The following is a 13,223-nucleotide window of genomic DNA, read 5'->3' on the forward strand; positions in this document are numbered from 1 at the left end:
AATTTTTGTAGAGGAAGGGTTTTTGTTGGAATGGGAAATATAGTGTTGAATGCCACCGGTTTATTTGCCATGATCTTCTTAGGGTATTTTCTTAAGCGGCTAAATGTCCTTTCAAAAGCGGATGGCTCGATCTTATCCAAAATTATTTTGAATGTGACGTTACCGGCAGCAATCATTTTGAATTTAGCTTCAATGCAAGTACAAGTCAGTGCGCTTAGTTTGATTGTGATCGCGTTGATCATTACGATCGTTCAGATCCTCTTCGCATTTTTCTTGACCAAAAAAGAATCGAACACGCTGCAGCAGTTTGCGATGTACTGCGGTTCAGGCTTTAATATCGGCAATTTTGCGATTCCTTTTGCCCAAAGCTTTTATCCTTTAGGGATTCCGTTGATTTCGCTGTTTGATATGGGGAACAGTATCATGTTGGCAGGGGGAACGACGATTTTCATCGAATTCTTGATTGGAAAGCGGACGACGTTTGAACCAGGGAAAATCTTTTTGAATCTCCTGCGTTCGCCAACGTTTACTATTTATCTAGTGATGCTGATTATCCGCAGTGCGGATTGGAGGATTCCCGAAGCGGCATTGGCGCTTGTCCAACCAATCGGGATCGCAAATACGTTTTTGTCCATGTTTATGATTGGCTTATTTTTGGATTTCCGCTTACCGAAGCACACCACCCAAACAGTGATCAAAATTTTAAGCTTGCGGTACGGACTGGCCTTCGTGCTGTTCGCAGCTTTCTATGTTTTACCAATCCCAGTTTTATTAAAGCCAGTTCTTTGTTTGTTAGTGTTTGCTCCAATTCCTTTATTCGGTGTCATTAATTCCGTGATTGCTGGAATGGAGGAGGAAGCGGTGGGGTTCGTTTCTTCCATTAGCTTTTTGATAAGTATGCCGCTAATGACGGGTGTTCTGATGTTATTTGGACTCGCTTGATAAAAAAATACGGCAATGAGCAAAATAATCGCTTTACAAGGCGCTTTTATCGATAATAGAGAAGACTAGATTTAGGAGGAAAAGAAAAATGTTGATTGGTTCACACGTTTCAATGAGCGGCAAAAAAATGCTTTTAGGAGCAGCAGAAGAGGCAGCTAGCTATCAAGCTACTACGTTTATGATCTATACCGGAGCTCCGCAAAACACGCGGCGCAAACCGATCGAAGAAATGCAGATCGCAGCTGGACAAGATTTTATGACGGAAAAAGGAATTTCGAATATCGTCGTCCATGCCCCTTACATCATTAATTTAGGCAATACCATCAAACCAGAAAACTTTGGCTTTGCTGTTTCGTTCTTACAAGAAGAAATCCAACGAGCCCAAGCTTTAGGTGCAACTCAAATCACATTGCACCCCGGTGCCCATGTCGGTGCAGGACCAGAAGCTGGGATCAAGCAGATCATTAAAGGCTTGAACGAGGTCCTTGAAAAAAATCAAACTGCCCAGATCGCATTAGAAACAATGGCAGGTAAAGGCACCGAGATTGGTCGCAGCTTTGAAGAATTGGCAGCAATTATCGAGGGTGTCACCTTAAATGAAAAATTATCCGTTACACTAGATACTTGTCACACGAACGATGCTGGCTACAATGTCAAAGAAGACTTTGACGGCGTGTTAAACGAGTTTGACAAAATCATCGGGTTGGATCGCTTGAAGGTCATCCATGTCAATGATTCAAAAAATCCACAGGGCAGCCACAAAGACCGACATGCGAATATTGGTTTTGGCACAATCGGCTTTGAAGCCTTGAATAAGATCGTTCATCATGAGCAATTATCAGCGTTACCGAAAATTTTGGAAACACCCTATGTCGGCGAAGACAAAAAGAATAAAAAAGCCCCTTATGGCTATGAAATCGCGATGCTGCGGGAAAAGACCTTTGATCCTGAGCTATTGACGAAAATTATGGCGGGTGCGTAAACGGTTCATTTAACCATGAGCCAGCTTATTATTGGAGGAAGAAAAATGGACTTTCAGTTGCTGATCGATGCCGCGAAACAAAAACTGGGATTCAGACAGCTCTCTCAATTTGCAGAAGCAGGGAGTGTTGCGGCAGCTCTGGCTACTGCAGATGGACAGATTTATACAGGGATTTGTATCGATACCAGCTGTTCTATGGGTTTTTGCGCCGAACAGGCTGCGGCTGCGCAAATGATCACCGATGGTCAGCAGCGGGTGTTACAGATGGTTGCAATCAATTCGTCAGGTGAGCCGATCCCACCTTGTGGTCGTTGCCGTGAATTTATCAGCCAGCTGGATCCTGCCAACCATAACACGCAGGTCATGATCGCAGCAGGAAAAATCATGACCCTAGAAGAGCTGTTGCCTTTTGATTGGAAAGCATCAAAATAAAAAGAGTCCCCTTAGACCGCTGTGTTCTATGGGGCCTCTTTGTTTTATCGATCCCATAGACGAGCTACGTTTTTGGATAAAAAAACTCCTCAACAAGCAATAGCGCTTTGTTGAGGAGTTGATCAATAGCAATGATTAGAATTTTTTCGCAGCAGCTGCTACGCGTTCTAAACCTTCAGCAATGATTTCTGCTGTTTTAGAAGGATCTGCATTGTGGCCTTCAATGATTACTTCTTCTGTGATGTTCATGCCGAACATACCACCGAAAACTTTTTCCATAAAGGTTACAGCGTTTTCCATTGCGCTCATTTCGCCTGAGTAAACACCACCACGGGCATTCAATAGAACGATTTCTTTGTCTTTCAATAATTGGTTCATTGAACCATCTTCGTTATAAGAGAAAGTAAAGCCAGCTTGGAAGATGTAGTCGATGAATGTGTGCAAGGCAGCAGGAATCGTTAAGTTCCACATTGGGAAAGCGAAAACGATGGTATCCGCTGCTGCGAATTTGTTCATCACGTCTTGACGGACAGTCATCAATTCTTGTTCTTCTTGGTTTAATTCTTGTTCTTGTGAAAGTTTGCCAAATGCTTCAAATAACGTTTGACCGATATAAGGCATTGGTTGTGCGTACACATCAAAGGTTACAACGTCCACATTGTTGGTATCAAGATTTTCAACGAACGTATCAAACATTTTTGCAGATACTCCATCAGGACGGTTATTGGCTTTAACAACTAAAATATTTTTCATTTTTTTCCACCTTTACTTTAAGTAAGTTTTAATCACAAAACGTAGTATACTATAAAATAATTTTGCTTACAATAAATAAGTACACTTTTTTTAAAAAAGCTGGAATTTTGCAGTTTTTTTCATGCAGTTTTGGTAAACTTTAGAGAAAACAGGAGGGTTCCTATGAAAATATTCGTGGTCGAAGATGACAAATCGTTAGTCAAAATGATGGAAAATCAATTATCCCGCTATGCGTATCAAACCTTTGTTCCAGAAAATTTCGCTGCGGTTTTAGATGAATTCTTGATGATCCAACCTGATTTGGTTTTGTTGGATGTCAATCTACCTTATTATGATGGGTTTTATTGGTGCCAAAAAATCAGGGAACGTTCGTTGGTTCCAATTCTCTTCATCTCCGCCCGTGACGGCAATATGGATCAAGTGATGGCTCTAGAATATGGTGCTGATGATTATCTAGTCAAACCTTTTTCTTATGATTTGCTGCTGGCAAAAGTAAAAAGCCACATTCGTAGAGTCTACGGGGATTATGCACAGTCTGATCGGGCGAGAAGTTTGAAAGCTGGCGAATTGATCTACTATCCCGAAGCATTGAAGATGGTCTATCGTGAAGCGAGTGAATGGCTGACTGTTCGAGAAGGAGAATTATTGACCCTGTTAATGTCGGCACACCCAGAGATGGTCAAACGGGAACGGATCTTAAATCTATTATGGGATGATGAGCGCTTCGTTGATGACAATACGCTTTCTGTCAATGTCGGCCGTTTGCGAAAAAAACTGGCGGCAATGGGCATCAATGATCCGATCCAAACGATTCGCGGAAAGGGCTACGCTTTATCAGTGATAGGTACGGAAGAATGAAAGCATATGCAAGTGTTCATTTACCTAAACTACTCGTTACGTTCCTAGCCATTTCATTGTTCGTTTTAGTGATTTGGTTGGATGGCTATCGAAATTACCTCGTAATTGGTTATGGTCTGCTTCTATTCGGGCTGTTCATTGTTCTTGTTTATTTGGTAGATTACCTTTCCAATACTGCGTTTTATCAGTATATCAAGCATGGAAGAGCGACACACCGAAGCAATGGCTACCTTTCCAAGCAATGGCGCAAGCAGTTCGATGCCCATGAACAGCAAGAGCAAGAGCGGCTGACAGAATTAGATCAGCACCATCAAAATCATATTCGTTTCATGAATATCTGGGTTCATCAAATGAAAACACCTGTCTCAGTTTTGGCGCTAATGGCTGAAAGTGAAGAAGTCGATAGCTATGATCTTTTGGCTGAAACAGATCGCTTAAAAAGTGGCTTGGCGACTGCGCTGAATTTTGTGCGCTTGGAAGATTTCACGGAGGACTTCGTTATCGAATCAGCCTCATTGTTGGAATTGTTAAAACACAGTATCGGTGACCAGAAGCGAAATTTTATTCGCAGTGAAGTCTATCCGAAGCTGATGAGTGAAGCAGATATCACGGTGACAACAGACAAAAAATGGCTAGGTATTTTGCTCTTTCAACTCATCAGTAACGCCATCAAGTACTCAAAGCCAGACAGTAAAGTCTATTTTGAGATCGATCCTTTTTCTAGAAGCTTAACGATCGCAGATGAAGGCTGCGGGATTGCAACAGCGGATCTCCCGCGAGTTTTTCGCCCCTTTTATACAGGTCAGAATGGGCGGCAAACAGGAGAGGCAACTGGGATCGGTCTTTATTTAGTTGAAACGATCAGTACGCAATTAGATATCGATGTATCGCTTGCCTCTAAGGAGAATCAAGGCACGACAGTTACCTTAACATTTCGGAGGTGAAGGCTTTCTTACAATTTTGTAAGCTTTCTATCATGAAATCGATAACTGATTGCGGTGCCGCCTGCTAAACTGGTAGCAAAGGAGTGAAGATGATGGCTTTACTAGAATTGAAAAATGTATCGAAAACCTATACAGGGGAAGTGTCTGTTGAGGTTTTACAACAAATCGATCTCAAAGTGCCAGAAGGAGAATTTATCAGCATTATGGGTCCATCTGGCAGTGGCAAGACCACCATGCTGAATTTGGTGGCAACATTGGATAAACCGACTTCAGGTTCGGTGATCCTCAAGGGAGAGCAGCCACTAGAATTATCTAAGCAAAAACTCGCGGAGTTTCGTCGTCGGCAACTAGGCTTTGTTTTTCAAAACTACAATTTGCTTTCGCCATTGAGCGTGCTTGAGAATGTGCTTTTACCATTGACATTGGATCGGGTGCCAGTTCCTGAGATGAAAGAACGTTCGGAACAGCTATTACGTGAACTTGGGATCTATGAGAAAAAAGACAAACGCATCTATCAGCTTTCCGGTGGAGAGCAGCAGCGAGTTGCGATTGCTAGAGCTTTGATCCATCAACCAGAATTGCTTTTAGCAGACGAACCGACGGGTAATCTTGATTCCAAGGCAGCACGAGATGTCATGGAAATACTAAGTCAGATGAACAAACAGCGCAAAGTCACTACCATGATGGTCACCCATGATCCGTATTCCGCCAGCTTTTCTGATCGGGTCGTTTTCATCAAAGACGGAAAGCTGTATAACGAAGTCTATCGTGGTGCTGATCAACAGCAATTTTATCAAAAAATTCTTGAAGTCCTAGCACATTTAGGAGGTCGCCGTCATGAATTTCAGACAGTTGATCATTCGTAATCTGCGGGGGAATTTTCGAACTTATGCGGCCTACTTCGTCAGCAGCGCCTTTGCGGCGATGGTGTTTTATATCTTTAGTCTTTTGCTCTTTCATCCGCAATTGGAAGAAAACTTATCTAATAGCGACACACTTTCAAGCTTAGCTAAGGTTGGTCTATCCGTCGCACTCGTGGTGATCGCCTTACTGTCGCTGTTGTTTTTATGGTATACATTTGTGGTCTTTTTGAAACGACGCAAACGTGATCTGGCGATCTACTTGATTTTGGGGATCGAAGAAAAAGATCTGCGAAAGATTTTGTTTGTCGAAAATGCCCTTTTAGGAACCGGCGCCACAGTGACCGGTATTGGGTTGGGGATTTTAGTGACGAAATTGTTGCTGCTGATTGCGCAAAATGTCATGTACTTAACAGAAGGACTGAAATTTATGGTTCCTATGGAAGGTTTAGGATTGACCTTTGGGATCTATGTCTTTATTTTCCTCTTGATCTCCTTTTTCAGTACGCGGGCCTTGCAAGGAGAACAGATCATCTCATTGATCAAGGAAAATGAAAAACCACGTCCTGAGCCAAAAAGTCATTGGGCATTGGCATTTTCAGGAATTGTGCTGTTACTAGTTGGCTATGGATCGGTCTTTTATTTTAGCTACCAAACCTACTCAATGCTGCCACTTATGCTAGGAGTCTTGTTGACTGTTGCAGGCACGATTTTGTCATTCCATCAGTTCAGCGTATTTCTGTTGAAACGATTAAAAAAACGCCCGACCTTCTTACGAGGGACTCGGATGCTGACTATCAGCGAATGGATCTTTCGCATGCGAGACAATGCGGCGATGTATAGTTTAATCGCGATTAGTACCTCCGTGGCATTCGTTGGGATTTCCGTGATGCTGGCGATCGGCAGTTCTTCTTTTTCTTCGATCCAAGGAATCAGTGTAGCCTATGTGTTTCCGTGGTACGATTCGGAAATAGGCAGTGAAAATAAGATCGTCGAAGAACTAAAAACAGAATTGGAAAATCAAGGCTACCACCCGCGCGTGGAAAACGTTTCAGTACTTTGGGTGAGTGTAGATTTAGATGATTCGGAAATGATAGATGACCCTTACTTCACAACCAACAGTTATCCAGTCATGCGAGAAAGTGACTATCAAAAATTAATGACTCAAATTGGAGAAGAAGCTGATACAGTTGCGGATGAAGAAGTCATGATACTCAGCAGTAATTATTCTCGTCGAAAAGTTTTGCAGGCACTTCCAAAGAGTGAGCGGGAAAAAAATTATTCGATTTCGCTAAATGCGGAGATCGGTACAAAAAAAGAGGTTACCTTTGTATATAGTCCATCGATGCTTTCGCTTGATTATTATGGATTAGGCGTAGTGACAGATGCATCTTATGATGAATGGATTGCTGAATTAAATGAATGGAGAGACGGATATGAATCTGGATTTACATGGTTAGATTACGCTGAATGGGCAGAAACACCTGAATTAGTCTATGAATTTAATAGAAAATTAGATAAAGAAAATGCCTTGATCGATCAGCAATACGAAGAAATTAGTCAGGAGCTAGTGGCCAAAGGTGAGTATACAGATGAAGAGTGGACCGAAGCAACAAAAGACATACCCGTCCGCACATTTTATACCTCGAAATACCAAGTTTTCCAAGAAAATCGTCAAGGAAATGGCATCATCTTAATGATCACGGTATTACTAGGTTCGGTTTTCTTTATTTTCTCCGCTTCAATTATCTATTTCCGTTTATTTGCAGATTTAGATAAAGATGGGGCGTACCATCGTTCCTTGCATATTTTAGGCGTGTCGCCGAATGAGCGTCACAACGTTCTGAGACGCCAGCTGCAAGTGATGTACTTCTTGCCAACAGTCGTGGCAATGATCCATTTTGCGGTGGCAATGACCGCTTTGCGTATTTTAGTAGAATTGCCTGTTTGGCAATACTATGGTGTGATCGTTAGTCTCTTTTTGATTTTCCAAATCGTTTTTTACTTTGTTTGTCAATATCGGTACTTCCAACAAATTGATAGGATCGCCGATCCGACAGAGTGATTTATTTTTTAGCCAAATCCCTTTCAATCCACACAGATTGGGATTTGGTTTTTTTGCTTGCTGCATTGTTATTTTCTTTCACCAATGAAGCGTTTTAATTGTGTAAATCACCGAAAAGCAGATAAAATTAGTTAACACTGATTCTATTAGGCAGTCGCTGATACGCTGCAAGAATGTGGCAACTGGAAGTCTATTTTTCTCACCGTGAAACGAAAAGACAACTGTTATTGAAAATATTCATGGCGAGCTCAGTAATTGCTGTGACCGATAGGGTTAGCTAAGCGCTCACTTAAGGGAGGAAACCAATGATCAAACGTTTAGGAAAAGCATTTGCTGTCTTGCTGCTGTTGATTCCTGTTTTTGCTGGTATGCGGGTTGTTTATGGGGAAACCGATGTGGGTGCCAAGCTGATCACAAATGTATCGATCGTTAATAGCCACAACGAGGTCATCACAAGTATTGAAAAGGATGATTCCTTCAAAATAGATATGACCTGGAGTTTGGAGGACTTAGGTGATTTAAAAGCAGGTGACAAAGCGACCGTCACCTTGCCAGCTGAGATTGAAGGCGTTAATAATACGTATGCTTTATACGATGAAAATAACAACTTAGTGGTCAATGTTACCCAAGTTGGCAATCAGCTGACCTTTGTTTTCACGGAATTTGTCGAACAAAATACCAATGTACATGGGGACTTTTATTTTTGGACAAAGTTCAGTGATGACGTGATAGAAAACCAGATCAACAACATCAACTTTGAAACGGCAAATGGGACGCAATCGGTGCCTATTTTTATTCAAGCAGTGGATGATTCAGGGGAGGGTGCCTTACTCACCAAACAAGGACTGTATTTAGGTACGCAACAACCCAAACGGATCATTGATTGGCGAGTGTATATCAACTCGTTTGACACGGACCAAGTGACGATCAAAGATGGAACGTTTATTGACTTTGTAGGTCCTCATCAGACTTTAGTTAGTACGAGTGCTCGAGTGGTCTATGGACCCAGCGTTTCCAACCCAACGTATGTCGAGCAAGTACCGATCGTTTTAAATAGTGACGGCTCCTTTGAAATTCCTTTGCGGGATACAGAGGAACGGGTCTACATTACCTACAAAACAGAAACGGATGGTTCATTGGAACAATATACCAATCGGGGCATCCTTGATGCTTTGGTCAATGATGTGCCAAGAACAAGCAGTATTACTGGCTATACGCCACGCTATGGTGGCGGTGGTGGCGGAACCGGTGAACCAGGAGAGTCCAGCAGCACGGAACCAAGTAGCGAAAGCAGTACAAGTAGTACGGAACCAAGTAGCGAAAGCAGCACTAGTAGTAGCACGGAACCAAGTAGCGAAAGCAGTACAAGTAGCAGTACGGAACCAAGTAGCGAAAGCAGTACAAGTAGTACTACCGAACCAAGTAGTGAAAGCAATACAAGTAGTAGCACGGAACCAAGTAGCGAAAGCAGTACAAGTAGTAGTACGGAACCAAGTAGCGAAAGCAGTACAAGTAGTACTACCGAACCAAGTAGTGAAAGCAATACAAGTAGTAGCACGGAACCAAGTAGCGAAAGCAGTACAAGTAGTAGCACGGAACCAAGTAGCGAAAGTAGTACAGGTAGCAGCACGGAACCAAGTAGCGAAAGCAGTACAAGTAGTACTACCGAACCAAGTAGTGAAAGTAGTACAAGCAATACACTGGAAGGTTTGCTAAATAATAGTGGGTCAAGTCACTCTTCCAGCTCGGCAAGAAGTGATGATGCCAACCATAATAAGCAGAAGCTTCTCCCGCAGACGGATGAAGTCTTGAATGATCGGTTGATTTTCTTAGGAATAGTCATACTGTCTATCGTTACCTATGTGACGCTAAAAAAATCAATGGGGAAAAGACCCTTCAACAGATAACAAAAGTCTACAATGGGCAAAAACAAACATAATTATCCAATGGGGACTTGGGTTAGCAGAAAACAGAATAAAAAGTAGCGACAAAACCGTTCATGTGTTTTGATCGACTGATTCAGTAAAATTTAGTTCTTTTTGCTGAAAGAGGTCATCAAGGGCATTATCGGTTTTTTTTTGCTATTTTCTCGATGGGGTGACCTACCGTTTTTTTCGCTCGTAACCCGCCGGTTTCAGAAAAAATTTGGCTGTTTTGGAATTCTTAAAAATGGTTTCTGTAACATTTATCAAGCAGAAACGATGCGGATAACTATCTCACATACCCTTTTTATTCGCGAAGAATATTTGTATTCTTAGAGCAAGTTAATGATCATAAACCGCTTCCATACGCTGACGCTTTTTCGACATATGACTGGAAATGTGCGAGAACTATCAGAAGTTCCCTTAGTCTAGTTAGTGTTTCGGACTCTTCTTTCAAGAAACTGATTTTTGTTTCGATTGCTCGAAAAATGAGCAGAATTCTTCAAAAACATTTACTGACCAATGGATTGTGATTTTGTTAACAAGAATGAGCGAAGAAGGGTTCAGTGGTATGCACAGGAAGCAATTTATAAAAACCTAAAGCGTTTTGATTACGAATCATGTTTTTTCTTCAAACTGAACAAACCAAAAATAATAGAGAAGGTGGAATGAATATGAGTAAAAATGGTTCTCCAAAAGTGACAAAGATGCAGGTGTTTCCGATTGCTGGTTATGACAGTCCGACCCTTACCTTAAGCGGGTGTCATGCACCTTATTTTACGAGGAATATTGTTGTATTAGAAGACGAAACTGGGAATAGAGGCATTGGTGAGATCCATGGCGGTGAAGACATCACCAAAATGCTGGAGAGTTACATTCCTTTTGTCGTGGGTCAAGAAATTGCCAATTATCGTAATGTGATTACAACGATTCGCAAAAATGCAGCGGCGATGAAAGGAAACGATGGGGAAGGACTTCAAGGGTTGGATTTAAAAAATCTGAAATTTGTCGTCCAAGCGGAGGCAGCGGTTGAATGTGCGATGCTGGATCTGCTTGGCAAGTTTCTAAATAAACCGATGTGTGCATTATTAGGTGATGGTCAGCAGCGTAATGAAGTTGAAGTGTTGGGGTATTTGTTTTATATCGCCGATGCAGGGAAAACCGATCTACCTTATCGCATAGAGGAAGAGCCAAAAGATGAGTGGGAGCGCATTAGAAGACAGGAAACATTAACACCAGAGGGAATGGTGCAGCAAGCAAAAGCACTTGAGGCACGCTATGGGTTCAAAAATTTCAAAGTCAAAGGTGGCGTGCTGAAGGGAACAGAGGAAATGGAAGCAGTAGTTGCTTTACATGAGGCGTTTCCAGAAGCGCGGATCAATATTGATCCTAATGGTGCTTGGTCGTTAGCAGAGGCAATCGAGCTTTGCAAAGACAAACTAGACACGATTTCTTATGTGGAGGATCCATGTGGTCCTGAAGCAGGTTTTTCAAGTCGTGAGATCATGAATGAATTCAAAACAGCCACGAGACATCAAGTGGCAACAAATATGATTGCGACCAACTGGCGACAATTTTATCATGCATTAAATTCAAAAGCAGTAGATATCGTTTTGGCTGATCCGCATTTCTGGACATTAAACGGAAGTGTTCGCATGGCCCAAATTTTGAATGACTGGGGATTGACTTGGGGTTCTCACTCCAATAATCATTTTGATATTACGTTGGCAACGTTCGCACAGTGTGCCGCAGCTGCACCAGGAAATATTACACCAATCGATACACACTGGATTTGGCAGGATGGACAAGAACTTTGCGATGACACTGTCTTGATTCAAGATGGCGTGATCAAAATCACCGATAAACCTGGCCTAGGTATTGAAATCAATATGGAGAAATTGCTGGAAGCACATCAATTGTACCAGTCAATGGACCCAAAATACCGTGATCGTGATGATTCAATTGCGATGCAATACTTTATTGAAGATTGGCAGTTTGACTCAAAAAAACCTTGCTTTGTGCGCTAAAGGTATTTTTTGAAGGACTACTTGATGTCAGAGATATAGCTGAAATTTTTGATTGAAGTTTCGGCTATATTCCTCTTTGACTGATCTATTATTCGGAGGGATATAAAAAATGAGCTATTTAGCTATTCTTGGCTTTGTCATGATGACATTGATCACGGGTTTATTACTAAGAAATAAAATAAATATACTTGTCTGTTTTGCATTGATACCTGTCGCATTTTCTTTTTTAAGCGGGGCAAGCTGGACAGCGACGGAAGGATATATCGCTGACGGTCTTGATATGACACGAGACATCTTTTTGATGATCATGTTTTCATTACCTTATTTTTCTCTGATATCTGATGCAGCAGTTTTCGATATTATGGTATTCAAGTTTTTGAAAAAAGTAAAAATCAAAGCGCCGATTCTCTGCAGCTTGACTGTGTTTATTTCTGTGATCACCACATTAGATGGAAGTGTCATGTCGACCTATCTAATTGCGATCCCGTTGTTTTTGCCGCTATTTAAGAAGTTGAAAATCGATCCGGTGATACTCGTCTTTCTTTGCTCAGTCGGTATCATGTTAGGATCGATCACACCATGGAACGCACGGATCTTACGGGCTGCAAGTCTGCTTCCGGATGTACCCAATGCACCGATGACCTTATTTACCACCTTGCTACCTGTTTGGATCACTGTCTTTGTCGGAACGATGATCCTTGGTTATTTCTTAGGTTTAGGTGTCCATAAAAAGCATCTGGCAAATGGAGAAAAGTTTGATGGGATCGCTGATTCATTAGCGAAAGAGCAAAACTATGGACCGCTTGCTCGTCCCAAGCTATTTTGGTTCAATCTGATCTTGACCATCCTCTTAGTGATCGCTTTGTCGTTTTCAAACCTGCCTTCTTACTATATTTTCGCAGCTGGTTTGATCATCGCTTTGTGCGTGAACTATCCGAACTTCAAAGATCAAAATCAATTGATCAGCAAATATGCTTCAAAAACATATCCGATTGCGCCCATTGTTTTGCTTTCTGGGGTTGTCGTGGGGATCTTGCAAGGAACGGGCATGATGGATGCGATGGTTCAAGTTCTCGTGAATATTATTCCCGCAGCTGTTGGTCCCTATGTTCATATTGCGATCGCTATCTTTAGCACGCCATTGATGCTGTTGTTTACCAACGATACTTGGTTTTTTGCGCTCATTCCGATCATTGCAGCTTTAGCAGGAGAATATGGCGTTGCTCCAGATATTGTTGCCTTGACATTATTCTTTAATATTGGTGCGTTTGCTTCACTGATTGCCCAACCACAAATCATCATGGCTTGTGATTTAGGGGAAACCAATGTACGAAAATTCTTGCGTTATTCCTTCTTTAAATTCTGGGGAATCAGCTTGGCATGGACGCTAGTAGGGATCTTATTGGGGATCTTTATTTAAAAATGTTCTTTAGCACAT

11 protein-coding genes are annotated in these 13,223 nt (G+C 41.8%); 10 read left to right on the forward strand and 1 reads right to left on the reverse strand.

The features are described 5' to 3' along the window. Positions 1 to 30: 30 nt before the first annotated feature. From IGI76_RS06740 to IGI76_RS06750, 3 genes are all read left to right on the forward strand, one after another. Entirely contained in the window at positions 31 to 942 is a 912-nt protein-coding gene (locus IGI76_RS06740) for an AEC family transporter (RefSeq protein WP_074535700.1), read from the forward strand. Positions 943 to 1,030: 88 nt separating this feature from the next. Next, positions 1,031 to 1,924: a deoxyribonuclease IV gene (locus IGI76_RS06745; RefSeq protein WP_194192914.1), complete on the forward strand. Its 894-nt coding sequence runs from the start codon at positions 1,031 to 1,033 to the stop codon at positions 1,922 to 1,924. A gap of 45 nt (positions 1,925 to 1,969) precedes the next feature. Continuing rightward, the gene (locus tag IGI76_RS06750; RefSeq protein ID WP_194192913.1) at positions 1,970 to 2,356 is read left to right on the forward strand and encodes a cytidine deaminase family protein; all 387 of its coding nucleotides are present in this window, start codon (positions 1,970 to 1,972) and stop codon (positions 2,354 to 2,356) included. A gap of 135 nt (positions 2,357 to 2,491) precedes the next feature. Here IGI76_RS06750 and IGI76_RS06755 read toward each other — a convergent pair whose 3' ends face one another. Then, on the reverse strand, positions 2,492 to 3,109 hold the full coding sequence (locus tag IGI76_RS06755) for an FMN-dependent NADH-azoreductase (RefSeq protein ID WP_005225804.1): 618 nt from the start codon (positions 3,107 to 3,109) through the stop codon (positions 2,492 to 2,494). A 162-nt stretch (positions 3,110 to 3,271) separates the two neighbouring features. Between IGI76_RS06755 and IGI76_RS06760 the strand changes: the two genes are divergently transcribed. The 7 genes from IGI76_RS06760 (at position 3,272) to IGI76_RS06790 (ending at position 13,205) form a co-directional block, all read left to right on the forward strand. After that, complete coding sequence (locus tag IGI76_RS06760) at positions 3,272 to 3,967, forward strand: response regulator transcription factor (protein ID WP_005225805.1); 696 nt, start codon at positions 3,272 to 3,274, stop codon at positions 3,965 to 3,967. Then, the gene (locus IGI76_RS06765) at positions 3,964 to 4,911 is read left to right on the forward strand and encodes a sensor histidine kinase (protein WP_060792808.1); all 948 of its coding nucleotides are present in this window, start codon (positions 3,964 to 3,966) and stop codon (positions 4,909 to 4,911) included. The genes IGI76_RS06760 and IGI76_RS06765 overlap by 4 nt, the downstream gene beginning before the upstream one ends. Positions 4,912 to 5,000: 89 nt before the next feature. Further along, a complete protein-coding gene (locus tag IGI76_RS06770; RefSeq protein WP_194192912.1) occupies positions 5,001 to 5,777 on the forward strand; it encodes an ABC transporter ATP-binding protein in 777 nt (258 codons plus the stop codon). Further along, the gene (locus IGI76_RS06775; protein ID WP_194192911.1) at positions 5,749 to 7,836 is read left to right on the forward strand and encodes an ABC transporter permease; all 2,088 of its coding nucleotides are present in this window, start codon (positions 5,749 to 5,751) and stop codon (positions 7,834 to 7,836) included. Before IGI76_RS06770 ends, IGI76_RS06775 begins: the two co-directional genes overlap by 29 nt. 305 nt (positions 7,837 to 8,141) lie before the next feature. Further along, the gene (locus IGI76_RS06780) at positions 8,142 to 9,743 is read left to right on the forward strand and encodes an Ig-like domain-containing protein (RefSeq protein WP_438781249.1); all 1,602 of its coding nucleotides are present in this window, start codon (positions 8,142 to 8,144) and stop codon (positions 9,741 to 9,743) included. 689 nt (positions 9,744 to 10,432) lie between these two features. Next, positions 10,433 to 11,785, forward strand: a complete 1,353-nt coding sequence (locus IGI76_RS06785; protein ID WP_087627337.1) for an enolase C-terminal domain-like protein — start codon at positions 10,433 to 10,435, stop codon at positions 11,783 to 11,785. Positions 11,786 to 11,894: 109 nt separating this feature from the next. Next, a complete protein-coding gene (locus IGI76_RS06790) occupies positions 11,895 to 13,205 on the forward strand; it encodes an SLC13 family permease (RefSeq protein WP_194192909.1) in 1,311 nt (436 codons plus the stop codon). Positions 13,206 to 13,223: the final 18 nt, after the last annotated feature.

This window comes from Enterococcus sp. DIV2449a (assembly GCF_051711225.1).
GTDB classification, from domain to species: Bacteria; Bacillota; Bacilli; order Lactobacillales; family Enterococcaceae; genus Enterococcus_D; species Enterococcus_D casseliflavus.

Bases quoted from the DNA above. Each gene is read 5' to 3' on its own strand.
- IGI76_RS06740 (WP_074535700.1), top strand. From the start codon at position 31: ATGGGAAATATAGTGTTGAATGCCACCGGTTTATTTGCCATGATCTTC.
- IGI76_RS06745 (WP_194192914.1), top strand. From the start codon at position 1,031: ATGTTGATTGGTTCACACGTTTCAATGAGCGGCAAAAAAATGCTTTTA.
- IGI76_RS06750 (WP_194192913.1), top strand. From the start codon at position 1,970: ATGGACTTTCAGTTGCTGATCGATGCCGCGAAACAAAAACTGGGATTC.
- IGI76_RS06755 (WP_005225804.1), bottom strand. From the start codon at position 3,109: ATGAAAAATATTTTAGTTGTTAAAGCCAATAACCGTCCTGATGGAGTA.
- IGI76_RS06760 (WP_005225805.1), top strand. From the start codon at position 3,272: ATGAAAATATTCGTGGTCGAAGATGACAAATCGTTAGTCAAAATGATG.
- IGI76_RS06765 (WP_060792808.1), top strand. From the start codon at position 3,964: ATGAAAGCATATGCAAGTGTTCATTTACCTAAACTACTCGTTACGTTC.
- IGI76_RS06770 (WP_194192912.1), top strand. From the start codon at position 5,001: ATGATGGCTTTACTAGAATTGAAAAATGTATCGAAAACCTATACAGGG.
- IGI76_RS06775 (WP_194192911.1), top strand. From the start codon at position 5,749: ATGAATTTCAGACAGTTGATCATTCGTAATCTGCGGGGGAATTTTCGA.
- IGI76_RS06780 (WP_438781249.1), top strand. From the start codon at position 8,142: ATGATCAAACGTTTAGGAAAAGCATTTGCTGTCTTGCTGCTGTTGATT.
- IGI76_RS06785 (WP_087627337.1), top strand. From the start codon at position 10,433: ATGAGTAAAAATGGTTCTCCAAAAGTGACAAAGATGCAGGTGTTTCCG.
- IGI76_RS06790 (WP_194192909.1), top strand. From the start codon at position 11,895: ATGAGCTATTTAGCTATTCTTGGCTTTGTCATGATGACATTGATCACG.